19 protein-coding genes are annotated in these 22,643 nt (G+C 60.1%); all 19 read right to left on the bottom strand.

Features of this window, described 5'->3' with window-relative positions:
• Position 1 precedes the first annotated feature (1 nt).
• The 19 genes from DU29_RS0103510 to tssA all read right to left on the bottom strand — a co-directional run bounded on the left by DU29_RS0103510 (position 2) and on the right by tssA (position 22,609).
• Entirely contained in the window at positions 2 to 1,003 is a 1,002-nt protein-coding gene (locus DU29_RS0103510) for a serine/threonine-protein kinase (protein WP_028620463.1), read from the bottom strand.
• Positions 1,000 to 1,728, bottom strand: a complete 729-nt coding sequence (locus tag DU29_RS0103505; protein WP_028620462.1) for a PP2C family protein-serine/threonine phosphatase — start codon at positions 1,726 to 1,728, stop codon at positions 1,000 to 1,002. Before DU29_RS0103505 ends, DU29_RS0103510 begins: the two co-directional genes overlap by 4 nt.
• Positions 1,728 to 5,252, bottom strand: a complete 3,525-nt coding sequence (tssM, locus tag DU29_RS0103500) for a type VI secretion system membrane subunit TssM (RefSeq protein WP_028620461.1) — start codon at positions 5,250 to 5,252, stop codon at positions 1,728 to 1,730. The genes DU29_RS0103505 and tssM overlap by 1 nt, the downstream gene beginning before the upstream one ends.
• Before the next feature lie 13 nt (positions 5,253 to 5,265).
• Positions 5,266 to 6,141: a type IVB secretion system protein IcmH/DotU gene (gene icmH / locus DU29_RS0103495; RefSeq protein ID WP_028620460.1), complete on the bottom strand. Its 876-nt coding sequence runs from the start codon at positions 6,139 to 6,141 to the stop codon at positions 5,266 to 5,268.
• Positions 6,142 to 6,146: 5 nt separating this feature from the next.
• Positions 6,147 to 7,478, bottom strand: a complete 1,332-nt coding sequence (tssK, locus tag DU29_RS0103490; protein WP_028620459.1) for a type VI secretion system baseplate subunit TssK — start codon at positions 7,476 to 7,478, stop codon at positions 6,147 to 6,149.
• Positions 7,479 to 7,480: 2 nt separating this feature from the next.
• Positions 7,481 to 7,981 (bottom strand): type VI secretion system lipoprotein TssJ, encoded by a 501-nt coding sequence (gene tssJ / locus DU29_RS0103485; protein WP_028620458.1) that lies wholly within the window; start codon positions 7,979 to 7,981, stop codon positions 7,481 to 7,483.
• 5 nt (positions 7,982 to 7,986) lie between these two features.
• Positions 7,987 to 9,183 (bottom strand): type VI secretion system-associated FHA domain protein TagH, encoded by a 1,197-nt coding sequence (gene tagH / locus DU29_RS0103480; RefSeq protein ID WP_028620457.1) that lies wholly within the window; start codon positions 9,181 to 9,183, stop codon positions 7,987 to 7,989.
• 17 nt (positions 9,184 to 9,200) lie between these two features.
• On the bottom strand, positions 9,201 to 9,341 hold the full coding sequence (locus tag DU29_RS0103475) for a hypothetical protein (protein ID WP_008030659.1): 141 nt from the start codon (positions 9,339 to 9,341) through the stop codon (positions 9,201 to 9,203).
• A gap of 93 nt (positions 9,342 to 9,434) precedes the next feature.
• Positions 9,435 to 10,955 (bottom strand): sigma-54 interaction domain-containing protein, encoded by a 1,521-nt coding sequence (locus tag DU29_RS0103470; protein WP_028620456.1) that lies wholly within the window; start codon positions 10,953 to 10,955, stop codon positions 9,435 to 9,437.
• Positions 10,956 to 10,965: 10 nt separating this feature from the next.
• On the bottom strand, positions 10,966 to 13,614 hold the full coding sequence (tssH, locus tag DU29_RS0103465; protein WP_028620455.1) for a type VI secretion system ATPase TssH: 2,649 nt from the start codon (positions 13,612 to 13,614) through the stop codon (positions 10,966 to 10,968).
• Between the two features lie 14 nt (positions 13,615 to 13,628).
• Complete coding sequence (gene tssG, locus DU29_RS0103460; RefSeq protein WP_028620454.1) at positions 13,629 to 14,636, bottom strand: type VI secretion system baseplate subunit TssG; 1,008 nt, start codon at positions 14,634 to 14,636, stop codon at positions 13,629 to 13,631.
• Entirely contained in the window at positions 14,600 to 16,387 is a 1,788-nt protein-coding gene (tssF, locus tag DU29_RS0103455; RefSeq protein ID WP_028620453.1) for a type VI secretion system baseplate subunit TssF, read from the bottom strand. Before tssF ends, tssG begins: the two co-directional genes overlap by 37 nt.
• 228 nt (positions 16,388 to 16,615) lie before the next feature.
• Complete coding sequence (locus DU29_RS0103445) at positions 16,616 to 17,029, bottom strand: hypothetical protein (RefSeq protein ID WP_028620452.1); 414 nt, start codon at positions 17,027 to 17,029, stop codon at positions 16,616 to 16,618.
• A complete protein-coding gene (locus DU29_RS0103440; RefSeq protein WP_028620451.1) occupies positions 17,026 to 17,994 on the bottom strand; it encodes a DUF6402 family protein in 969 nt (322 codons plus the stop codon). The genes DU29_RS0103445 and DU29_RS0103440 overlap by 4 nt, the downstream gene beginning before the upstream one ends.
• Positions 17,995 to 18,056: 62 nt before the next feature.
• Complete coding sequence (locus DU29_RS0103435) at positions 18,057 to 18,581, bottom strand: PAAR domain-containing protein (protein ID WP_028620450.1); 525 nt, start codon at positions 18,579 to 18,581, stop codon at positions 18,057 to 18,059.
• Positions 18,582 to 18,591: 10 nt separating this feature from the next.
• On the bottom strand, positions 18,592 to 18,999 hold the full coding sequence (tssE, locus tag DU29_RS0103430) for a type VI secretion system baseplate subunit TssE (protein ID WP_028620449.1): 408 nt from the start codon (positions 18,997 to 18,999) through the stop codon (positions 18,592 to 18,594).
• Positions 19,000 to 19,012: 13 nt separating this feature from the next.
• The gene (tssC, locus tag DU29_RS0103425; RefSeq protein ID WP_028620448.1) at positions 19,013 to 20,488 is read right to left on the bottom strand and encodes a type VI secretion system contractile sheath large subunit; all 1,476 of its coding nucleotides are present in this window, start codon (positions 20,486 to 20,488) and stop codon (positions 19,013 to 19,015) included.
• Between the two features lie 28 nt (positions 20,489 to 20,516).
• Positions 20,517 to 21,020 carry a type VI secretion system contractile sheath small subunit gene (gene tssB, locus DU29_RS0103420; RefSeq protein ID WP_028620447.1) on the bottom strand — a complete coding sequence of 168 codons (504 nt, stop codon included), beginning with the start codon at positions 21,018 to 21,020 and terminating at the stop codon, positions 20,517 to 20,519.
• 32 nt (positions 21,021 to 21,052) lie between these two features.
• Positions 21,053 to 22,609 carry a type VI secretion system protein TssA gene (tssA, locus tag DU29_RS0103415; protein ID WP_028620446.1) on the bottom strand — a complete coding sequence of 519 codons (1,557 nt, stop codon included), beginning with the start codon at positions 22,607 to 22,609 and terminating at the stop codon, positions 21,053 to 21,055.
• Positions 22,610 to 22,643: the final 34 nt, after the last annotated feature.

Below are 22,643 nucleotides of genomic sequence, written 5' to 3'. Positions count from 1 at the left end.
GTTACGCCCGAAGTCGCAGACGTTGCAGCAAAGACGAAGTGGCGCCCATGGCGTCACGCAGTTGTGCGGCAGTGATCGTGCGATCAGCCGCATCGAATGCCAACGCCGTGCGCAGCGCTGGCCAGCAGCGTTTTGGCAGATTGCGCGGGGCGTGCAGTTCGCGCTCGAGTTGGCCATCACGGGCCTCGGTCGACGACATGCGCCGAAACGGGTGTTTGCCGCCGGCCAATTCGTAGATCACGCAGGCCACGCCGTAGACGTCGGCGCTGGCCGCTAACGGTTGCCCTTCGAGCAGTTCCGGAGCGGCGTAGCCCGGGGTCCAGGCGTTGAAGCGGTTGCGGCTCAGGTGAGGCAGGCCGGGCAAGATGCCCTCCTCGGCCTGGCCCAGACCGAAATCGAACAGGCGCACGCCTTCTTCGCTGAGCATTACGTTGCTCGGTTTCATGTCGCCGTGCAGCACGCCGCGAGCGTGGGCATGGGCCAGCGCGTCGAGCAGCGGCAGCGCGATGTCACGCAGTTCTTTCCACGGCAGGCCCAGCGGCCGCTCGCAGAGCAGTTTGTCCAGGGTCAGCCCACGCATGAGTTCCATGGTGATGAAGGCGCGCTGGCAATCGGTGTCCACTTCAAAGCTGTGCAAACGCAGCACGTTGTCGTGGCGCAAGCGCCGGATCAGGGCGAACTCGCTGTAAAGCAAGGCGCTCGCATCCGGCGATTCGGCAAATTCTTCGCTGAGGATTTTCAGCGCAATGTAAGGGTCGGGATCGCCGAACTGTTCGCTCAGCAAGTCCCGTGCGCGGTAGACCGCGCCCATGCCACCGGCGCCGAGCAGACGCTCGATGCGGTAACGGCCTGCCAGCACGTCAGGCAGTTCACCGACGCTGGCCTTGGTCGGCGCCAGCGCAGGTTCTGCGTTATGGGCTTTGGCAAACGCAAAGTAAGTCAGGTTACTGGCTTGCTCTTCGCTCACCAGCAGGTCGTCGAGCGGGGGCATGAGTTGAGTCATTTGCGGATCACCACAGCGGTCAGGTTGTCCCGTGCCGAGCCACGCAAGGCGCCGTCGAACAGACGCTCCAGCGCGATGTGCGGCGCGGTCAGGCTCAGCGCATTGCCCAAAGCGTCGCTGCTCAGCCCGTTGTATAAACCGTCGCTGCACAATAGAAACGCATCGCCGGGATACACCTCGAGTTCGAGCACATCCAGGGTCAGTTGCTCGGCGGCCCCGACCGCGCGGGTCAGGGCATGGGCCGAAGGATGCGCACGCGCGTCCTCCAGGCTCATCTGCTGTTCGTCGATGAGTTGCTGCTGCAGCGAATGGTCCTTGGACAGCTGATACAAACGCTGCCCGCGCCACAGGTAGCAGCGGCTATCGCCGGCCCAGATGCAGGCCGCGCGATTGCCTTCCACCAGCAGCGCCACGACGGTGCTGCCCATGATGCTGTCGTGACGTCCGGCGGTGACGGTCAACTCCTGACCCAAGCGACGATTCAGCCAGTGCAGGCACTGGCGAATGCCTTTGAGTCGTTCGTCGAAATCGTCCTGCTCCGGCAACTCCGCCAGGCTGGCGACGATCAGCTGGCTGGCGATGTCGCCCCCCTGATGACCGCCCATGCCATCCGCGACCACCCACAGCCCCTGCTGCGGAGCGTCGAGAAAAGCATCCTCGTTGCGCGCCCGAACCTTGCCGGCGTCAGTACGCGCAGCGCTGCGCCAGGGACTGGCAACCCGCATCAGAGCTGCACCGGCATACGGAAAGTACGCAGCACGCCCATGTCGAACGGGTTCGGCGTGCGCTGGCTGCTGAGCAGGTAATTGGCGCGCAGGCCACCCACGTCAGCTTTCAGCACCAGCACGTCGCGACCGCTCAGGTACTCGGTTTGCATCAGGTCGAACAAACGGAACAGCGACCAGGGACCGGTGTTTTTCTCGATGCCGATCGGGCGCCCCGCCATGCGATCCATGACCAGACTGGTGCGGCCGTCTTCAGCATCGGTCGGCCATTTGAACGACACCGGCACGATCGGTCCGTGGCGGTATTCGATGGTCTTGTCGCCAAACTTGAACTCGGACCGGCTGACCGCCGGATCGAGGGTGTACGGCTCCAGTTTGAACTGCACCTGCGGCTCGGCCGGGTTGATCGAGAAGAAGCTCTGGCGGATGACTTGTGCCGCGGCCATCTGGTCGAGGTAGACCTTGGAGATCGGCATGCTGTGGCCGTCGATGCTGCGCAGACGGTAGTTGCCCGGATCGCCGCTGACGAAAGGACGCATGTAGTTATCGAAGAACCGGTCGGCGATGCCTTGAGCCTTGAAGAACTCACGGAAGTCACTGATCGCGACGTCGCTGGTGCTGTGGGCGCTGAACGGGTAGCGCTTGTTGATCGCTTTGCCGTAGAAGCTGTACAGCTCGCTCTGGTAACGCTGGTTCAGGTACTGGTAGGAATCGTTCAGCACCAGGCGCCAGGTATCTTCGGCCAGCACGTTGAACCACACGCTGACCGGACGCGGCAGACGGTTCGAGGCGTTGCGCAGATTGCTCAGCGCATCGCGTTGGCCGCTCATGCGGGTCTTGGCCATTTCAAACGCGGCCTGCTCCGGCGCACTGGCACGCGCCAGGCTCGCCAGTTGCAGTTGCAGGTCGTTGAGCGCGGTCAGCGCCGGGGTCAAATCAGCGGCCGGGCCGTTGTTATCGTCCAGCAAACGGTGCAGTGGCTCGAAGCGACGTTGCAGGGATTTCTTCGCGGTGTCGGGCAGGTTCATGGCCACGTCAGACGCTTTATCAGCGGCCGCCGCAGCCAGTTTGCCCAGCTTGCCGCCCTTCTCGCCCAGCTTTTCAGCCGCACCCGCAGCCTCATCCATGCTGTCCGCGATCACCGGGAAACGGGTGTTTTCACGCACTTCCACCAGCAATTGCAGAACTGGCGAATTAGCCGACGTCAGGCCCGCCAGTTGCTCGGCGCCCTCGCCCGCATCATTGATTGGTGGTAGCGCCACCTGACCGACTGCTTCGCTCCAGAAGTTGGCGTAGTCGCGGAAATACAACTGCTCCAGCTCGACCATCAGGCGACGCAAGTCCATACCGCTGATGCCCGAACCTTCACCCAGCACCCAGTTGTCACGCAGGATATCGGTGACCAGCGCAGAGCCCTGGATCGAGAAATACTGCTCATAACCCTGCTGCGTATAGAAGCCCGGGATCACGTAATCGGTGCCGACAAACAACGCGCCTTGCGGGCCCAGGTGTTGGCTGAAACGGTACTCCGGCAGATTGCGGGCCTGCTCGCGCAGCATCCGGTAAACCACGTTCGCCAGCGACTCGCTGCGCAACACCTGACGCGCCTGAGCCACCAGTTCATCGTTCAGCGGGTAGATAAACGGCTGCTTCAGCAAACGCTCGAAGTGCGTGTTCAAACCGTTCTGCACTGCCGTGTTGCCGGCGTAACGCAAGGACCAGTCGGTGGCGACCCAGTCCTTGAGCCACGCGGCATCGCGGCGGTCTTTCATGTTCAGCATCAGGTACGCGCGCAAGCTGTTGAGCAGGCGTTCGCGGTCCTTCATGTTGGCGCGAATCTGCCCTTCGAGCAGCGATGCGACTTTGGGCAGCAGCTGGGTTTCCAGCTCTCGCTCGTACGCCGATTTGACCACAGGATCGACGTCTTCACCCTGATACAGGCCACCGCGTTCGTGGTACGACACGTCAGCCTTGTTCGGGAAAACCTGGGTCGCTGCGTAGCTGCTGTCGAGGGGCTTGAGCACCGCCATTGAGTCATCACGCGCGGTCAGCGCCGAGCGCTGTTGCGTCCAGTTTTGCGCCAGGTCGCGCAGGTGCTCCAGTCGCTCGTAGTTGGCCGAGAAACCACTTGCCCACAGCAAACCGAACAGACCCAGCGCCGCCAATGCGCCCACATACAACGCACGCTGGCCCCAATGGATGCGGCTGCGTTCACGCTGATCCAGGCCCGCCAGGTCGGCCTCGGGGAAAATCACCCGGCTGAGCAAGTGGTGAATGAACCGCGAACGGCCACTGCGCAAGGTCGGCAACACACCGGAATCGATCCCCAGATTCGCGCCGATGCCGGCGGTGGTCTGGTCCATTTCCTCGGTCAGGTGCGGTGCGCTGGTCAGGTAGAACCCGCGCAACTGGCTGACACGCTGGTAGCGGTTGCCGGTGAACGCCATGTCGACAAACAGGCACAGGCGCTCGCCGATCTGCCCCAGCTGATGCGGGAAGTCGAGGATGCGGCCACGGCGCTGTGTATCGCGCTCCTGGTGCATGCGCATGATCACTTGGCTGTTCAGGCGACGCAGCAACTCTTCGAACTCGGCGCGCAATACCGTAACGTCGGTGCCGCTCTGATCTTTGCGGAAACTGGTGCCCAGCACCTGATCGCTTTCCTCGCGGGTCAACTGATCGAAAAATTCATCAAACCCGAGCAGCTTGTCGGCCTTGCTCAGGACCAGGTAAACCGGCACGTCGACGTGCAGCTTCTGATGTACCTCTTGCAGACGCGAACGCACCTGCCGCGCCAATATGTCCAGCTCACGTTCGCTGCTGCCCAGCAGGGTTTCCACGGGGATGGTCACCAGCACACCGTTCAACGGACGATTGCGACGACGCTTGCGCAACAGGTCGAGCAGGGTGTTCCAGGCGCTGCCATCGACTTCGCCATCCGGCTGCGTCAGGTAGCGCCCGGCGGTGTCGATCAGCACGCCGTGATCGGCGAAATACCAATCGCAATGGCGGGTGCCGAGGGTGTCGCGAGTGAGCTTGCGGTCGATCTTGTTGATCGGGAATTCCAGGCCCGAAAAATCCAGCAGACTGGTCTTGCCACTGCCGTGCGGGCCAATCAGCAAGTACCACGGCAAATCACTGCGCCAGCGTTCGCTGCGACCGCGATAGAGGCTGGAAGACTTCAGGGTTTTCAACGCATCCTTGAAGCGCACGCGCAGCTCTTTCTGCTCATCGTCCATCCGCTCTTCACGGCGAATTCGTTCCTGGCCGTCTTCGGTGCCTTCGACGGCTTTCTTGCGCACCCCGGCGCGCCAGCTGACGAAGACCATGGTCAGGCCCCAGATAAGGAACAGCACGCTAATGGTGAGCAGACGGGAGGTCGAGCCTTCCCAGAACTTGTAGTCATTCACTGCCAGCAGCGGCCCGACGAACCACACCAGCAGCGCAAGAAACAGCACGACCAGCAAGGTCCAGACCCAGGTCTTGCGCAAGAATGCGCCGACTTTCTTGAAAAACTTTTTCATCACACGTCCCTGTTTACGGCTGCGACTGCGGCTGGACCGCGGCCGGATCTAGCGGCTGATAAGGTTGCAGAACGGTTTCGCGTTGTTCGCCCAAGACCCAGGCAAAACCCGAGTACATCACCACCAGGCAGACCACGGTGAACAGCACTACCATCCACGCCGGCACGATACGCACCAGGCTGCGGCGCTGATCATTCAAGCCTTCCCAGTGCGGCGACAGCTCACGCGGCACGTCGCCACGCAGTTGACGGATCTGCCGATACAACGCGTCGCGGATGCCTTCGAGCTCAAGCATGCCGCGCGCCTGCACGCGGTACTTGCCCTCGAAACCGAGGGACAGGCACAGGTACATCAGCTCCAGCATTGGCAGGTGCTTGACCGGGTTTTTCGACAGGCGATCGAGCAGCTGGAAAAACTTCTCGCCACCGAAAGTCTCGTTGTGAAAGCTGCTGAGCAGGCTCATCTGCGACCACTCGCTTTCATTGCCCCACGGCGTGGTGACAACGGCTTCATCGACCACGGTGCAGAGCACGTAACGCGCGGCCATCACCTGGCTGCTTTCGGCACCGTCGTGCAGCGCGCGCACCTCAAACAGTTTCAGCCCGGCGGTGAGACGCTGATTGAGGGCGTGCATGTCTTCGCGAGAATCGCTGTGCTTGAGCCGCACCACTTCCGAGAGCAAGTCGGAGCCAGCGGCCACCAGCGAATTGAGGCTGATGTTGAACGCCTCCGCCGGGCGCAAACGCGCGGCGTAGATCATCCGCTCTTCGAGCTGTTCAAAGCGTGGCGGCGCAGCGAAATCGGTCAGCGGACTTTGCGCCGGGCCGTGCCCCTGACGGTCGAGCAAGACGGTTTTATCGTCCTGATGGTGTTCCATGTCCTTGATCATGTCGGTCAGTTCCTGATGGCCCAGAATTTCAGTTCAAGCTCGGCAAATTCGCCGGACACGTGGAACGCGAAGCCGCCGGAGCGCTCCAGTTGTGCCAGGTCTTCGGAACTGAGTTCGAGAATGAAATAGGTTTTGTTGGAGTGAAACGCGATCTGCCGCGGGGCCACCGGCAACGGTTTGACCTTGATGCCCGGCAGGTGCAGGTTGACCAGTTGACGAATGCGCTCCACCGGGCCGACCTTGAGGTGCGCCGGCAAGCGGTGACGCAGTTCTTCGGAATCGCAGTTGGCACTGGCGGCGAGCACGAACGAGGCCGAGCCCAGCAGTTTGTGGTCGTGCAGCGGCGAGACGATGATCCCGTACTGACGCGCTTGCAGGACCAGTTCGATGGCGTGCTGTTCCAGCACCATCGACAGCACCTGACGAATCGCTTCCATCAGTTTGCGGAAGCTTGCGCCCTGATCGCTGTGTTGATAACGGCTGTCCAGACGCGGTCGTTTGCTGTCGCTGGAGAAGGTCGCCAGATCGCCGAGCATGGTCAGCAGCGCGCGGTACAACTCTTCCGGATGAACCTGCTCCAGGCCGAGGTAATGACGCAGCAGCAGTTCGGTGCGATTGATCAGTTGCAGCATCATGAAGTCGCCGACTTCCGCGCCACCGACTTTGCCGTTGGAACGGATACGCTCGGCAATGGTGTCGCCACGATGGCCGAGCATGCTGATGACTTCTTTCAGGCACGACAGCAGGTAGCTGGAGGCATGCGCCTGAATGTAGGTCGGCACGAAGTCCGGATCGAGGCTGATCACGCCGTCGGGCGTGGTGTCGAGCACGTCGCAGATTTTCAGTTTTACGTAGGCCTGATCGCTCTGCTGCTCGCCCAGCAACAGTTTGAAGTCCGGGCGACCGCAGCTGACCTGGCTGGCGGAATCGTCGCCCGCGTTAGAGTCCGCCACTTCGGCTTCGTAAGCGGTGAAGCGCGCCAGCACGTCGGATTGCTCCGGGCGACGCGCTTCGATGTGATTACCGGTGACCAGCGGCAACGCCAGATAAATCGGCGTGTTGCCGGTGTTCGGCGGCACATCCAGCGCCAGCGGCTCGGTGTTGCCGCCGAGTTCGAACAGGCTGCCGTCCGGCAGAATCCCCGAGGCCTGGCTGATCACCAGTTTGCCCATGTTGAGGAACTGCAGATCGATGTCCAGATTGAGAAAACCCCAGGTGTAACTGCCCAGTAACTGCGTGCGGGTTTTCATCTGGTGATCGTAATAGCGATCGTTGTGCTGGAAGTGCTGCGGACGCAGCAGCATGCCTTCCTGCCAGATGACTTTATGGGAATTCATGTTCAGTCATCCGCCTTGGCGAGCGTTTCATGGGTGTTGCGAATACCGGCCTGATCAAGCGTCAAGTCTGCCTCGGTGAGTTCCACCGGGGTGATTTGCACGGTATAGCGCCACTTGGTTTCCGGCAGGTCGCGGTAGGCCGCGAGGATGCCGACGTAGCGGCTACCCTCTTCCACGCTAAGCTTGAGCTCGACGGTTTCACCCGGACGCAGTTCGAGTTCTTCGCTGGCCACCAGGTCCGGGGCGAGGGATTCCTTGGCACGCTCGTAGAGGCTGAAAAAGTCGGCGTTCTCGAAAGTCACCGGGTGCTTGAGCTCGAACAGGCGAACGACAATCGGCGACGGCCGCCCGTTGAGGTCCGGGTTCAGCTGATCGCTGGCCGTGAGCTTGAGGTTGACTTTGGTCACGTGAGAATACGGCGACAGCGACGAGCAAGCGCTCAGCAGCACCAGCGCCGCACATGCCGTCAGCATCTTGAAAAAAGCGGTCGAGCAGCGAGACATGCGCATCATCCTTGGTGGTCGGTGTGAAGGGTGGAAATCAGGCGGATCTGTTCTTCGTAGGCCTGAGCGAAGTCGCGGGCCAGCAGTCGTTCGCTCCAGTCATCGTCCTGACGCAACGCCTGGTGATAACGGCCATAGGCGCGCCAGCGGCTGCCGGAAGTGGCCAGCAACGGCTTGGTGTCGCGCTCGAAACGCAAGGTCAGTTGCTCGGGCGAAAAATGCTCCAGCGTGCCGCGAACGGCGGCGCGGCTGGCGGTCAGCAGGGCCACCTGATGCGCCTGTAAATCGCGGAACGCACGGGAAATCGATTGCTCCGCCGGCATTTGCCCGGGCTTGTTCGACTGCAACAAAATGCCCAGCGCTTCACTGGCATCGACGGCGAACTTCAACGGGTTTTTCTGCGAGCCCTGGACGGTGGTCTGCGCCAGGCGCAGTTCGTTTTTCAGCTCGCTGCGCGTACGCAGGCTCTGCTGCAAACCGCCAACGCTCTGCTTGAGCAGGCGCGCCGCGTTCAGCGCCAGAGCTTCGCGGCCATCGTGGTCGAGACCTTTGAGGTCGACGCCCAACGCCGCACCGAAGTGCTCCCAAAAACCTTCGCTTTGCCGCTCGACAGCCTTCGGGGCCGGAGCCGGCGCAGGCTCAGCCGGCGCGTCGATCAGCTCGGGGACCATCAGGCTTTCCATGTCGATGCGCGCATAGTCGGCGCGCTGACGGGTGTCTTCGATGTGGGTGCTCGGGGAAATCAGTTCGTCGATTTCCGAGTACACACGCTCTTGCTGGTCGAGCGCGTTGAGCGGATCGAGGTCCAGAAACGCATCGTCTGGAATGATGCTGCCAGCGGCTTGCGGACGGCCGACTTCAACGTCAAAAGTCGCCGGGTCGCGCACCAGTCGCGCACGGATCTCGAAGTCTCCCAGCACGTACACGTTGCCGTGTTCGATGCGCATGGCTTCGCCCTTGCGCAGACGCGCACCGCTTTCGCTGTCGGAGATACCGTTGCTGCTGGTATCGGTCAGGAAAAACGAGCCGTCGCGGTAGCTGATCATCGCGTGGTGATTGGACAGGTGACGCTTGCGGTCGGGGATGATCCAGTCGCAATCCTCGCCCCGACCGATCACGCCGCCGGCCTGCTTGAACGTCTTCTGGCACAACTCCGTAGGCACGAACTGCTTGGTGTTGAGCATTTCGAAAACCAGTTCCATGGTGATACTCCTTGCGGTCACTTGCCGCGATTGACCGCCTGCGGATCACCCAATGGGCGATAGGTGTTGTCGTTGAATTTGTAGTTGCCGCTACAGCCGCCGAGGCCGCATAGAACGACGAGGGTCAGCAGAACGGCTTGCCAGTGACGAACAGACATCAGAGGGTCTCCAGGAATGAACAATGCACAAAGCGCCGGCCCGTTTGGGCGGCGCTATAAAAAGCGGATCGGGCAAAATCAAGGGAATGCGGCCTAGCCATCGAAGTCACCGAGATTGATATTCAGGCGGCCGAGGCGGTACAGCAGCGTGCGGCGTGGCAGGCCGAGTTCGCGGGCGGCGAGGGTCTGGTTGCCGTCATTTTTGCGCAGGCAATCGAGCAGCAGGCTGCGTTCGACTTGCTCCAGGCGCTCGCGCAAATTCAGGCTGCTGTCTTCCGGCATGGCTTCCACGCGCAGGGAGAAGTGCTCGGCCAGCAACTCGCCGCCCTCGCACAGCAGCACGGCGCGCTCGACCAGGCCTTTGAGCTCTCGCACGTTGCCGGGGAAGGTATATCCGCTCAAGTGATCGAGGGCCGCGTCGGACCAGCGCACCGCGTCGCGTTGCAGGAACGAGCAAGCCTTGTCGGCGAAATGGCGGGCCAGATCGAGGATGTCGCCTTCACGTTGACGCAGCGCCGGCAACTCGATCGGAAACTGCGCGAGGCGGTAGTACAAGTCCTCGCGAAACTTGCCCTCGCTCACCAGCACCGACAAATCGCGGTGAGTCGCGGCAATGATGCGCACATCGATCTTGTGAGTGTCGTTGGAGCCCAGCGGTCGAATCTCGCCTTCCTGCAGCACGCGCAGCAGTTTGGCTTGCAGCGATAACGGCATGTCACCGATTTCATCCAGCAACAAGGTGCCGCCATTGGCTGCGTCGAACAGCCCGGCGCGGTCGCGATCAGCGCCGGTGAAGGCTCCTTTGCGATAGCCAAACAGCTCGCTTTCGAGCAGGTTCTCAGGGAAGGCCGCGCAGTTCTGCACGATGAACGCCTGGGAGCGGCGTGGCCCGCAATCATGGATTGCCCGGGCGACCACTTCCTTGCCGGTGCCGGTTTCACCGCGCAACAACACGGTATAGGGACTATGCAGAACTCTGCTGATCAGCGAATAGGTCGCACGCATGGCTTTACTTTTACCGATCAAGCCATAGCCACTGGCACTGGGCGTGCTGCTCACCGGCGCGGTTTTCAGATTATCCACCGGACGGCGCAAACGGTGCAGCAAACGCAGCTGACCGAGCACGAACGAGCCGAGCTGGGAGAGTGATTCGGCAAACCCTTGAAGGTCGATGTGCCCCTGCGTGGCGCACACCAGCAAGCCCTCAACCTGCTTTTGCTGATTGACCAGAGGCACGCACAGCAACGACTGCCACGGCATGGCCTGAGACGGCAGGAAACTGGTTTCGTGCAAGCTGCCACTGAGCTCACCCAGGCTCACCACGCGGTTCTGGCACAGCGCAAATTGCAGCAGTTGTTCACCGTTGTAGTCCGCCGGCAGGCTCGTGGCTTCTCGGGGTTGCACAAGGCCGTTGAGGCACTCGGCGTTCAGCCCCAGGCACGTGTGAGTTGCGTCCAGCAGGTACAACTGCGTCAACTCACAACCACTGAGCTCGGCGACCCCACGCACAAAGTCACCCAGCAGCGCAGCGCCGTCCGCCGCGCGCGACAGACCGGCGAATTGCGCCAGCAGCGCTTCGGCATACACCAGCGGTTGCGGCACTTGAGTGAACATCACTCCCACCTCAGGCGAACTCGCAGGTCACGCTGGCACTGCCGTCGAGCGTCGCATGGACACGCTTGAGGCTTTCACCCGAGGCCATTGCGTCGAGCAAACGGTCAGCCACCAACGGCAGCACATGCAAGTCGAGCAAGTGATCGATCAACCGCGCGCCGCTGTCGCTTTGCGTGCAGCGCTCGGCCAGATGATCGACGAGGTCTTGCGAGTAGGTGAAATCCAGTTGGCGACGATTGAGGCGCTCGCCCAAACGACCCAGTTTGATTTCGATCAGCTCGCGCAACACCGGCCCCCCAACCGGGTAATACGGCACCACACGCATGCGCGCCAGCAGCGCCGGTTTGAAGTGTTTGCTGAGCACCGGACGGATGGTTTCTTCGAGCACTTCGGCGCTTGGCCGCGCGCCGTTTTCGCACAATTCGCTGATGCGGTCGCTGCCCAGGTTCGAGGTCATCAGGATCAGCGTGTTGCGGAAATCGATCTCGCGCCCTTCGCCATCGTTGGCCACGCCCTTGTCGAAGATTTGGTAGAACAGATTCAGCACGTCCGGATCGGCTTTTTCGACCTCATCGAGCAGTACGACGGAATACGGTTTCTGCCGCACGGCTTCGGTGAGCATGCCGCCCTCGCCATAACCGACGTAGCCTGGCGGCGCACCGATCAGGCGCGAGACGGTGTGCTTCTCCTGGAATTCGGACATGTTGATGGTGGTGATGAAACGATCACCGCCGTACAGCAGATCCGCGAGCGCCAGGGCGGTTTCGGTCTTGCCCACACCGCTCGGGCCGACCAGCAGAAACACGCCCACAGGCGCATCCGGCTTGTTCAAACCGGCAGCGGTGGCACGCATCGAACGGTCGAGGGCGTGCACGGCTTGCTCCTGACCGCGAATACGCGTGCGCAGGTCGGTGGCGAAACTTGCGACCTTGGCATTGTGCTCGCGGGCCAGTTGCGCCAGCGGCACGCCGGTCCAGGCGCTGATTACTTCGGCCACCAGACGCGGGCACACTTCGAAGCTCACCAGGCGCTCTTTGACTTGAAGCGCGGTCAAAGCGGTGTGCGTTTCGTGGAGTGCGGCTTCAAGTGTTTCGACGCTTTGCGCTTCATCCACTTCGAAGGTTTCGATCACGCTGCCTTTGGCGTCTTCTTCAACCGTGACGATAGGTTCAACGGCAGCCGCTTCGCGGGCCTTGGCCAATTGCTGACGCAAATCCAGCAGGCGCTCAGCGAGTTCCTTCTGCTCGTTCCACAAGGTTTCAAGCGTGAGCATTTCCTCTTCAGCAGCGGCCAGTCGATCTTCCAGCGTCTGTAGCGCTTCGTGATCGATCAGCAAACCGGCATCGGCATCGCGGCGCAGTGCCTGGCGTTGACGGCCACCTTCAGCCAGCTCACCGCGCAGGCGCTCAAGGCTTTCCGGGGCAGCAGCAAGGCTGATGCGCACGCGGGCGCAGGCGGTGTCGAGCACGTCGACGGCTTTGTCCGGCAGCTGGCGACCCGCGAGGTAGCGTGCAGACAACTCGGCCGCTGCAACCACGGCGTCATCGCGCAGATAAATGCCGTGGCTCTTCTCGTAAACCTGGGCCAGCCCACGAAGGATGGTCACCGCTTCGCTAACGGTCGGTTCGTGCAGTTGCACCGGCTGGAATCGACGGGCCAGCGCCGGGTCTTTCTCGAAATATTTTTTGTACTCCGCCCACGTAGTTGCAGCGATGGTGCGCAGCTCGCCACGGGCCAGCGCCGGCTTGAGCAGATTGGCTGCATCGGAACCACCGGCATTGCCGCCCGCGCCGATAAGCGTATGCGCTTCGTCGATGAAGATGATGATCGGTTTCGGCGAGGCTTTGACTTCGTCGATCACGCCTTTAAGGCGCCGCTCGAATTCACCTTTGACGCTGGCGCCGGCCTGCAGCAGGCCCATGTCCAGGGACAGCAACTCGACGCCTTTGAGCACTTGTGGCACTTCACCGGCCGCGATGCGCGAGGCCAGCCCTTCGACGATTGCGGTTTTACCGACACCGGCTTCACCGACCACGATGGGGTTGTTCTTGCGACGACGGGCGAGGATGTCGACCATCTGCCGGATCGCACCATCGCGGCACAACACCGGGTCGAGTTTGCCGTCACGGGCCTGTTGGGTCAGATTGTGGGTAAAGCGCTCCAGCAGGGATTCTCCGGGCACGGCAGGTTTGCCGGTGGCCGGTTGTTCCTTCTGCGACAGGGCGAATTCTTTCAGGCGCTCGATGTTCAGTTTGGCCAGCAACGACTGATAGCGGCTGCCGGCATAGCGCATCGGGTTGCGCAGCAGTGCGAGGATCAGCGCTGCCTGCTCGACCTGGCTCTGGCCCAGTTCGAGGTTGGCCACCAGCAAAGCATCTTGCAGCCATTGCACCAGTTCCGGGGCAAATACCGGATTGCGCGAAGCGCTGTGCTCGACCCGCGATTGCAACGCGGCGCTCAGTTCGCCGGCATCCACTTCGGCGTCTTGCAGCGCGCGTGCGAGCAAGCCTTGCGGGCGCTCCAGCAGGCCAAGCAGCAAGTCTTCGACGAGGATCTTGCTGCCGCCACGGGCGACGCAGCGCTCGGCCGAACTCTCCAGATCGCGACGGGTTTCGGCGTCCAGCGCCTGAATCAGTTGTTGCAGGTCTACGTTGATCATTTTTTCATCTGTCCTTAATGAGTTTTGCTGCCCAGGGTCACCACGCCGTCCGCTTTTTCGCGGCCCAGCCAACTGGTCCATCCCAGGCGACAAGCGTTCTGCTCACCGATGCGCAGTTCGCGGATTTCTTCCTGGCGCAACACCAGGCGAATGTCGTAATCGAGCGGGTCACGCAGGGTGAACCGCACCAGCGCGCACAGCGGCTGGTAACCGAAGCCGATCGGCAGGAATTCGTGAAAGCGCTGCCAGTCGAGTTCGCGGATGTGAATGCGGAATTTGCCGCTGCGGTCACGCACGTGTTCGCCCAGCACCAGGTCTTCGCCGAGCAGGCTGTTGGCGCGGCCCAAACGATTGCGCTGTTCGTCGAGAATTTCCACGCGGCGCTCGATGCACTGCTCGATGGTCAATTCGGCGTGCTTGAAGTAGTAACGCAGCACCGCTTCGATCAGCGCCGCCGAGTGCGCCCGCAGGCTGAGCAGGCCGAGGTACGGCAGCAGGCGTTTCCAGTTCAGTTCCTGGGCCTTGCGAATCTCTTCACCACCGAGGCCAATCAGTGCAAACAGCTGCGCCGAGAACGGATCGAGTGCACCGCTCTGGAAGCTGGCGCGGTAGCGGTATTTGCGCCAGATCGGCAGCATCAGCCGTTGCAGGCGATGGTGGAACAGGTCGAGAAAATTGCGCGTCGGGTTGCCGTCTTCGCTGTCGCCCAAGGCCTGCTCGCCGTAAAACGCCGGCAGTGGCGAACCGGACCCAACCAGGCCGATCAGGTTGAAACGCAGACGCGCGCGCATCTGCCCGTGCTCGTGGAAAAACTCCACGCGATCGACGTCGCTGCCGGGAAATCCCAGGCTCGGGTTGGCCTGGAATTCCAGCTGGTCGTACAGGTCGTCTTCGCTCAGGTGCGGGTGTGCATCGCGCAGCCGGTCAACCACCAGCAGCACGGCCTGAAACAGCGAGTACTCGCGTATTACCCGGGTCAGCCCGCTTAAAGCAGGGGCTGCAGGCCCATACGTGGTGTCCATTGGTACACCTCTCCCTGTGTGCTTTTTACGCGCAGCTCGTGGTACGAATTGAGGCTGGCGTAAAGCGCGAAAAACTCGTTAAGAACCGAAGCGAAAACGAACAGATCGCCCTCGCCGATATAGCCTTCCGGGTCGATGGTCAGCTCGGTGCGCAACCCGCGCACCGGCAACCCTCGGTGCAGCCGGTCGACGTGTTGATGTTTGATCGACTTGAGCCCGCCCAGCAGGCGTTTGCTGACTTTCTCTGCGTGCTGGTCGTAGTAGCGCGGCAGGTCGTAGGTTTCCAGAATCACCTTCAACGCATTGACGTCGGCCAGCGACAAATAGTTAAGCGACATGTTGCTGATCAGCTTCCAGAGGAAGTCTCGGTTCAGCGGCGGCGCATAACTGGGGGTGGCCGGGGTGATGTTGCGGAAGGTGAGAAATTCAGGCGTGTCTTCGCAGGCGACGCAAATGTCGCCGAGCTTGAGCTTGCGCGGCAGGTTCTGGTTGGTGCACATCAGCTCGATCGACAGCGTTTCGTGAGCTTCGGTGTGGCGGATGCCGAAGCTCAGGTGCGTGTCGAGGCCGTCATGCAGTGAAGAAGAACGCTGGCGGATGCTGTAATGCGGACGGCTGTTGGGCACGTCGAAACTCGGGTCGTGCTCGAAGGATTCGAACGGCACGTATTCCTGATAACCGAGGCCGCCGGGCTTCCACCCAGTCACGGTTTCGACCGAAAACACGCCGCAGTTTTCCAGGTCGTATTCGGCGGGCAGCAACAGGTATTCATCCTGCTTGCCGTCGAGGCGAATCGGCAGCGCGTCGTGCTTGAACAGGTTGACGATGGGCGTGCAGTAGAGCTTCACGTTTTCCAGCGTCGGGCGCAGGCGCTGGATGCCGCTCTTGCGGATATCGAAACGCAACTCGAGACCGCGCACTTGCTTGAGCGTGTCTTCCGGCAAGGCCTGGAGCAAGTCCAGACCGTTGATGTCGACGAACAGGAACTTGTCCTGAAAGGCGAAATATTCCTGCAGATAGCGATAGCCGCGGAAGGTGTTCAGCGGGTACGGGATCAACGCTTCTTCTTCGGCAAAACCCACCGGCTGCACACGGTCGCCGGGCATCTTGAACGCCATGGGTGTGCCGTTGACGCCGTTGATGGGTTTGCCGGCGCCATCGAGCGGGATCAGCTCGATGCCGCCGAGATTGCGCAACAGGCTCAGGTACAGCATCTGACTGATGTAGCGCTCGCCGGCAAAGTGCAGGCGCAGGCGACTCAGTTCCAGTTCGCCGAGGTGACCGTCAGCCGTCATTGCCAGGCGCAGACTCAGCAGCGATCCATCGCCCTTCACCGAGTAGTTCAGCGCAGCCAGATCCAGCGGCAACACTTCGGTGGGGTAGCAAGTGCGGAAACGGCAATGCACCTCGTTGAGCGGCAGGCTCTCGACCGGCGTATCGCGCTCGACCATCAACGCCGGGCCTGAGCGCTTCAACGGATCAAACTGCAGAATGCTGAACGCCGGCAGCGGCCGCATGTAGTTGGGCCACAGCAGGTGCATCAGCGAATGGCTGAGTTCTGGCAGTTCGTCATCGAGCTTCTGACGCAGACGACCGGTCAGGAATGCAAAACCTTCCAGCAACCGCTCCACGTCCGGATCCCGCCCGGCCTGGCCAAGAAAAGGCGCCAACGCCGGGCTACGCTCGGCGAATCGACGACCTAACTGGCGAAGTGCGGTGAGTTCGCTTTGGTAGTAGTGGTTAAAGGACACGGGGTAGCTTCCTGGTAGTGGAACTCATGAAAAAACCGTTCTGCAGAGCGCGACTGTCAGGCCGGCACACACGTAACCGCCGATCAGGAGATAAGGCACAAGCATGATCAAGCCGAACGCCAGGTAAGCGTCCTGAGACTGCCCGGCGATCAAACAACACACGCCATAAATTACCCATGGCACGATGATCGTCAGTACAGCAAGCAATGGCCACCACAAACCCCAGCATCAATTTTCCAGAATCCTGTAAGGCGTATTGCTGATAACAAAATTCAACCAGTGCTTTTTCGGGCTGGAAAGCCCCAACGTAAAAGCCTTGCTCGACTTATCAAATTCTATAAATACAACCCCCACTGTTTTTTCATCTTCATCGGCGCGCATATCCAACTCCAACTCGGAAAAAAGAGGTGTACGGTAAACCTGACCGGGGTTGTTTAAATCGGTGAATCGCAGATAGACAAAGTCTCGCGGGGTCAAAAGCGAACTTGCAGGAACAGACTCGATAAGATACTGCCCAGACGGACTTTTTTTCGAAACGTCTGGCGCACGATCTAAAACTTCAACCACAATGATTGCAACAGCGATCAACAAGCCACACAACAAGACAGCCAAACTTATGGAGTACTTATGTCCGATCTTCATTTAGCCGATATCTCAATAGGTGCAGCCGTTACGGGCTCGTACATAATGTCCGAATACACGCGAAAATCGCCGCCCTTCTTCTTCAGATCACGATAGTCTCGAAAGTCACTGTTTTGAACGAGCATGTAGTGTTTACCTTCGAGCTCTCGATATCGACGTACGGCCACATCTTTTTGCTGTGTGCTTTGCTGTCCTCTCATACCCTCATATTGTGACTCCGCCATAACGGCAGTCATTTGGGCAGCCAGTTTCGCGTTAGCTTTTGCTCCCTCAACGGGGTCCGTAACTAACTTATCGAAATTCCAGTAGCCAAGAATTTGACTGAAAAGAGCGACTCCATCGTTGAAATCGTAGGAATCCTCGATATAAAAGCCCAGTTGCGAAGGGGTGAACACGATACTCTTATCCGTTACAACGACTACACCTTCAGCAATAGCTCGCATGTTGAAGTTAGCCAGTGCCGCTCGAAGCTCATTCACCTCATCAGAGCCTGCCTGCTCAAACTCGACTACTTTGTTATTGGAATAACCAAATTCCTCAGCAACACTGGCAACACCATTAAACGCAACCGGATAACACCCAGAAGCTTTACCGGAAAACGATCGACGGAGCCTGCTTTTGATCAGAGTGACACCAGCTGGACTATTCCACCCTCCCCTCAAATGCTTTATCGCAGAATTTGCACGTTCAAAACCGGAAACCCAGCTCATTTTAACAATGGATTCTTCTATGTATTCCTTGGGCGCAAAAACATCATGCTTCTTAACTTTATCATCCATGCCGCCGTCATCAGTTGGCCATGGCTTACCACTGAACCAATGGTTCATAAGGTCTGCGGCAACTGGCCATTTCATTTTTTTCATCGTATCTGGAATATCAGTGATCTTGAACTGACGCGCAGTCGCAGACTGTCCGACTTTATTACTTGCCGGAGTCATGGTCGTTGCCACTGTTGTTGCTGCCATTTCCATATCCCTCTAACAGTTACTCCAGGATCCGATTGTCACTGGCGGTGAAAAGCAAATAACTAAGCGAGTACAACTCTGGTTTGGGGCTCAATGACCAACTCAACCGCCTCCGCAGTAGCCGAGAACACTCTTTGTGTTTTGCCGTCCGCTCCCGTCACACCGTTAATGATCTTCCCCGAGGCCGTTTTAAGCGTGTACTCCACCCCGGCGAGCGGCTTTCCGCTCTCTTGGCAATTGATCACAAAGTGCTCGTTAAACGGCCACTGAATCTCCACCGGTAGCGGCGGAACAAACGGCGCCGGCGAATGCGAGTTACCAATAATCACCGTCGATGACCCAGCCGTAACCTTGTTGCCATGCGTACCTTCAGAATCGACGGTAACAGCAGACTTGCCGTTGATTTTTACCGTCGAGGCCAGGCCGCCGACCATCGCACCACCACACGCGGAGGCATCGCCTTCGCGGGCGGCCGCGAGGCCGTCGAAGAACACGTCGCCGGAACCGGCGGCGATCGGGTTGGTGCCGTGGCCGGGGAGCGGGCAAGCGGTGGGGTCGGTGACGCGGGCTGCGGGTTTGCCGGACATGCGAATCTCCTTAGTTGACCTTGACCTGACCGCTGCCATCCAGGCGCGCGGCGAAACTGACCTGACGCCTGAAACCATCAACTTCCAGCAAGCCTTCGATGCTGAAGGACAGACGAAGCTGATCGTGTTCACGCGGCAGGGAAATGACACGCACATTGCTCAGGCGTGGCTCGTAGGCTTCGATGAATGTTTCGATAGCCAGACGGGCCTGACTCAGGGAGTCGTGCAGGCTCAGACGCATGTCATTGAGATCGGGTAGCCCGTAATCGGACAGCGTTTGCACGCTGCCCGCACGGGTGCTGAGCATCTTGGCCAGATGGGCAGCCACGGACGCCATGGCAGAAACCTCGCGGCTCCAGCCGACGCGTTTTTGCGCGTCGCCACCCAGGCGTTCGAAAAGGCTGCCGTATCCAGTCATGAGTTAGCTCCGTTTACTCTTTGTCCAGCTTGCCAACCAGCGACAGGGTGAAATCGGCACCCATGTACTTGAAGTGCGGGCGCACGTTCAGGCTGACGCGGTACCAGCCAGGCTCGCCTTCAACATCGCTGACGATGATCTGGGCAGCGCGCAGCGGACGACGGCCACGGACTTCGGCGCTCGGGTTTTCCTGATCGGCCACGTACTGACGGATCCACTTGTTGAGTTCCAGCTCGAGGTCGGTACGTTCTTTCCACGAACCGAGTTGCTCGCGCTGCAGCACTTTCAAGTAGTGAGCCAGGCGGTTGACGATCATCATGTATGGCAGTTGGGTGCCGAGCTTGTAGTTCAGCTCTGCAGCCTTGCCTTCTGCGCTGATGCCGAAGAACTTCGGCTTCTGCACCGAGCTTGCGGAGAAGAACGCCGCGTTGTCGGAGCCTTTGCGCATGGTCAGGGAGATGAAGCCTTCCTCGGCCAGTTCGTATTCACGACGGTCGCTCACCAGGACTTCTGTAGGAATCTTGGTTTCGATTTCGCCCATGCTTTCGAAGTGGTGCAACGGCAGGTCTTCAACCGCGCCACCGCTTTGCGGGCCGATGATGTTCGGGCACCAGCGGAATTTGGCGAAGCTGTCGGTCAGCTTGGTGCCGAACGCGTAAGCCGTGTTGCCCCACAGGTAATGCTCGTGGCTGTTGGCAACGGTCTCTTTGTACACGAACGATTTGACCGGGTTTTCTTCCGGGTCGTACGGGTTGCGCAGCAGGAAACGCGGAACGGTCAGGCCAACGTAACGGGAGTCTTCCGACTCACGGAAGCTCTGCCATTTGGCGAACTGCGGGCCATCGAAGTGATCTTTCAGATCCTTCAGGTCCGGCAAACCGGTGAAGCTTTCCAGACCGAAGAATTTCGGGCCGGCCGCAGCAATGAACGGCGCGTGTGACATGCAGGCAACGCTGGACACGTACTGCATCAGTTTCACGTCCGGCGAGCTTGGGGACATGTAGTAGTTGGCGATGATTGCGCCGACTGGCTGACCACCGAACTGACCGTATTCAGCGGTGTAGATGTGCTTGTACAGGCCAGCCTGCATCACTTCCGGCGAATCTTCGAAATCGTCCAGCAGGTCTTCTTTGGAGACGTTGAGGATTTCAATCTTGATGTTTTCGCGGAAATTGGTGCGATCGACCAGCAACTGCAGGCCACGCCACGACGACTCCAGGGACTGGAAATCCGGGTGGTGGAGGATCTCATCCATCTGACGGCTGAGCTTGGCATCGATCTCGGCGATCATGCGGTCAACCATGGCTTTCTTGACGGGCTCACCGCTGTTCTGCGGCTTGAGCAGCTCTTCGATGAAGGCCGACACACCGCGCTTGGCGATGTCGTAGGCTTCGTCATCCGGCGTCAGGCGGGTCTCGGCGATGATGCTGTCGAGAATGCTGTATTCGCCGTTCTCGGTACTTTTTTGCTGCGCTGCACTCTTGCTCATAGCGTTGGCTTCCTTGGCTGATGGGGACTCAGGCGTCTTTAGCTGCGGCGTTCAGGCCCAGCTCACCCAGTACGCGACCGCGGGATTCGTCGTCGGCGAGCACGCCTTCGATGGCTTTGCGGAACGCAGGGGCATTACCGAGCGGGCCTTTGAGGGCCACCAGCGCATCGCGCAGTTCCATCAGTTTTTTCAGCTCGGGCACTTGATCGACCAGCGAAGCCGGGTTGAAGTCTTTCATCGAGTTGACGCGCAACTGAACGCCCAGCTCTTCAGTGCTGCCCTCTTCCTGCAGCCGGTTCGGCACGCTCAGGGTCAGGCTCAGCTCTTGCTTTGCCAGCACTTCGTCGAAGGTGGTCTTGTCGATGCTGATCGGCTTGCGATCTTCGACTTTGCGTTCGTCCTTGCGATGGGTGTAGTCACCGATTGCCAGTAGTTTCAACGGCAGTTCGATCTCTTCCTGGGCACCACCGGTGGCAGGTTTGAACGTGACGTTGATGCGTTCCTTGGGGGCTACCGAGCCTTCTTTGGCCATGGCTTTTCTCCTTGCGGTTGTGGCCCGGGGGCCTATTCGAGTACCACTTCGAGGTCGAGGTGGCACAGCCTGCGATAAATCTCTTCCTTGCGTTCACGGACGGCATGGTTCTGCGGCAACAACTCGCAGCAGCTATGCAGTAAATGCAGCACTTCCAGCGCAAGATCGGGCTCCCAGGCGTTCAGGCCTGAGTCCTGTAATGTTTGGTCAAGAGTTTCCAGTTGAGTCCTGGCCAGTTCGTATTTCTTGGCCATGAAGCACAGCCGCGCGAGGGCGAACTGCCAGAAGAAGCGCACGCGCCCGCCTTGAGCACTTTGCAGGCCTTGCTTGAGAATCTGCACGGCGGCCTTAAGGCCCTCCTTGCGCAGAATCGGCAAGACCTCTTCGAGGGCGAGTTCCCAGGCCGGCTGGGTATCGGCGACTTCGGTTTTGCGCGGTGCGCTGGCCGTCTGCAGATGCGGCATGACGCTGCCACTGATCCAGGCGCGGGTGGCCGGATCAGCAAACGGCGCACCGTCGTGGAAGCGCAATTCGATGATGCCGGGCAGGCGCTGAATCAAAAGCGCGAAGTGGATTTCCACTTCGCGCATTGCCAGCTCGGCGTTGAGCCCCTGCAGGCACTCCCAGACCATTCGTTGGCCATCGAACCAGAACGGCGCCTTCGCCAGGCTCGCCTCCAGTTCCACCAACAGGTCTGCATATTTGCCCTGATCGTATCGTTCCTGGTAGGCCTTGAGCTTGTCGATGGGCAAGCCGCGCAGCACGGTGATCTGCTCCGCGTTGCGCTCGGGGACGGCGTCGATGGGCAACCACAGCAGCGTGCGATTGAGGCGCAGGGCGCGCAGGTCAGTGGCTTTCTGCTTGAGCCACCAGGCGCACAATGGGCGCGCGTTTTCCTGCTGAGCGCGCAGTGCCTTGTGAGCTTCTTTTTCGTTGTCGATCGGTGCGCCGGGGGTGAACAGTTGCGTGGCGGCTTGCTTGACCTGAGCCACCGCTGCGCCAACCACACCGGGCTCCGGCTGGTTGTCGGCAGCGCGCTGAACCATGCTTTTCAGACGACGGGAAAGCGGCAGCAGCAAGGGCGCATCGTCGCCAAGGTGTTGAGTACAGGCAGCGTCCAGGCCTTCCAGATGTTCCACCAGACGGCGGAACATCGGCAGTTGCTCTTTGATCGCGATATTTTCGGTCAGCACCTGTTCGAGACGCGGCACCAGCCAACTGACCGAGGCGGCGCGGGTTCTGGCTTTGGCTGGATGAAGCTCGGGCCAATGGTGTTCGCACAGGTAGTGCAGCAACCCGAGGCCAGCGAGTAAACCCTGGAAGGATTCACGCTGATACAACGCCCAGGTCAGCCAGGCGCCAACCCGTAAATCCTTGGACTGGGTGCGCAACAGGTTTTCGCTGTTTTCACGGATTTTCAGCCAGTCGATCTGGCCGCTCTCGTGCATCGACGAGGCCTTGCTCAGCTCGCTTTCCAACCCCTCGTATTCGCTCGAAAAGCGAACGTCTTCGCCCGCGAAATTCTCTTTGGAAACAGAGGCTTTAGCGAGTTCGAGGTAATGAGCGGAAAGTTTGCTTGAGTAGGACATCCCTGGCCTTTGGTTTGGATTACAGTCTTACGCC

The organism is Pseudomonas sp. Ant30-3 (assembly GCF_000690905.1).
GTDB lineage: Bacteria > Pseudomonadota > Gammaproteobacteria > Pseudomonadales > Pseudomonadaceae > Aquipseudomonas.
Note: the sequence above shows the minus strand (reverse complement) of the source record. Positions and strands in the feature narration are given on the sequence as shown.

What these genes read in the sequence shown, in the direction of transcription:
- icmH (WP_028620460.1), bottom strand. Translation starts at nt 6,141, where the DNA reads ATGATCAAGGACATGGAACACCATCAGGACGATAAAACCGTCTTGCTC.
- DU29_RS0103445 (WP_028620452.1), bottom strand. Translation starts at nt 17,029, where the DNA reads ATGAAGATCGGACATAAGTACTCCATAAGTTTGGCTGTCTTGTTGTGT.
- tssA (WP_028620446.1), bottom strand. Translation starts at nt 22,609, where the DNA reads ATGTCCTACTCAAGCAAACTTTCCGCTCATTACCTCGAACTCGCTAAA.
- DU29_RS0103435 (WP_028620450.1), bottom strand. Translation starts at nt 18,581, where the DNA reads ATGTCCGGCAAACCCGCAGCCCGCGTCACCGACCCCACCGCTTGCCCG.
- tssH (WP_028620455.1), bottom strand. Translation starts at nt 13,614, where the DNA reads ATGATCAACGTAGACCTGCAACAACTGATTCAGGCGCTGGACGCCGAA.
- tssJ (WP_028620458.1), bottom strand. Translation starts at nt 7,981, where the DNA reads ATGTCTCGCTGCTCGACCGCTTTTTTCAAGATGCTGACGGCATGTGCG.
- tssE (WP_028620449.1), bottom strand. Translation starts at nt 18,999, where the DNA reads ATGACTGGATACGGCAGCCTTTTCGAACGCCTGGGTGGCGACGCGCAA.
- tssC (WP_028620448.1), bottom strand. Translation starts at nt 20,488, where the DNA reads ATGAGCAAGAGTGCAGCGCAGCAAAAAAGTACCGAGAACGGCGAATAC.
- tagH (WP_028620457.1), bottom strand. Translation starts at nt 9,183, where the DNA reads ATGGAACTGGTTTTCGAAATGCTCAACACCAAGCAGTTCGTGCCTACG.
- DU29_RS0103440 (WP_028620451.1), bottom strand. Translation starts at nt 17,994, where the DNA reads ATGGCAGCAACAACAGTGGCAACGACCATGACTCCGGCAAGTAATAAA.
- tssM (WP_028620461.1), bottom strand. Translation starts at nt 5,252, where the DNA reads ATGAAAAAGTTTTTCAAGAAAGTCGGCGCATTCTTGCGCAAGACCTGG.
- DU29_RS0103505 (WP_028620462.1), bottom strand. Translation starts at nt 1,728, where the DNA reads ATGCGGGTTGCCAGTCCCTGGCGCAGCGCTGCGCGTACTGACGCCGGC.
- tssK (WP_028620459.1), bottom strand. Translation starts at nt 7,478, where the DNA reads ATGAATTCCCATAAAGTCATCTGGCAGGAAGGCATGCTGCTGCGTCCG.
- DU29_RS0103510 (WP_028620463.1), bottom strand. Translation starts at nt 1,003, where the DNA reads ATGACTCAACTCATGCCCCCGCTCGACGACCTGCTGGTGAGCGAAGAG.
- tssG (WP_028620454.1), bottom strand. Translation starts at nt 14,636, where the DNA reads ATGGACACCACGTATGGGCCTGCAGCCCCTGCTTTAAGCGGGCTGACC.
- DU29_RS0103475 (WP_008030659.1), bottom strand. Translation starts at nt 9,341, where the DNA reads ATGTCTGTTCGTCACTGGCAAGCCGTTCTGCTGACCCTCGTCGTTCTA.
- tssB (WP_028620447.1), bottom strand. Translation starts at nt 21,020, where the DNA reads ATGGCCAAAGAAGGCTCGGTAGCCCCCAAGGAACGCATCAACGTCACG.
- DU29_RS0103470 (WP_028620456.1), bottom strand. Translation starts at nt 10,955, where the DNA reads ATGTTCACTCAAGTGCCGCAACCGCTGGTGTATGCCGAAGCGCTGCTG.